The sequence below is a fragment of the Streptomyces atroolivaceus genome (assembly GCF_000717025.1).
GTDB lineage: Bacteria > Actinomycetota > Actinomycetes > Streptomycetales > Streptomycetaceae > Streptomyces > Streptomyces atroolivaceus.
In genome coordinates this window covers 1-783 of sequence record NZ_JNXG01000056.1, presented here as the reverse complement: position 1 = coordinate 783, position 783 = coordinate 1, and the positions used below count along the sequence as shown (strand labels likewise).

The window sequence follows — 783 nt, the reverse complement described above, 5'->3', positions numbered from 1 at the left end:
GAACCCTTCGCGGACGAGGGTGCCGATCGCGTCGGCGAAGAGCACCGGCTGCCGCAGATTGCGATACCAGTACCCCGCATCAACCACCCCCTCACCCACCCAGCCACCCGTCACCGACGAGAAGAACGGAACCTCCGGAACACACGGCACCACCGGCGCCAGCACCCGCGACAACTCCGCCTCGACAGAACCCACCTGCACCGAATGCGACGCATAATCCACCGCGATACGCCGAACCCTCACACCCTCAGCCACCAACTCCGCCTGCAACACATCCAACCCACCGGAATCACCCGAAACCACCACCGACGACGGCCCATTCACCGCCGCCACCGACACACCCCCCGGAAGACGCCCCTCCACATCCACCACCGGCAACCCCACCGACAACATCCCACCCCCACCCGCCAACGACCGCGCAATCACCTGCGACCGCAACGCCACCACCCACGCACCATCCTCCAACGACAACGCACCCGACACCACAGCCGCCGCGATCTCACCCTGCGAATGCCCCACCACCGCATCCGGCTCCACACCATACGAACGCCACAACGCCGCCAACGACACCATCACCGCGAACGACACCGGCTGAACCACATCCACCCGCTCCAACGCAGACCCCGCCACACCACGCCCACCAGAACCCACCTCAGCCAACACATCCCACAACGACCAATCCACCAAAGGCGCCAACGCCTCCGCACACTCCCCCAACCGCGCCGCGAAAACAGAACTCTCCCGCGCCAACCGCGCACCCATCCCCACCCACTGCGTCCCCTG

General features: G+C 66.3%; 1 protein-coding gene. It reads right to left on the bottom strand.

What is annotated here, in order from left to right:
• Positions 1-783: acyltransferase domain-containing protein (locus tag OO67_RS35370; RefSeq protein ID WP_033305941.1), on the bottom strand; the 783-nt coding region annotated here is incomplete at both ends.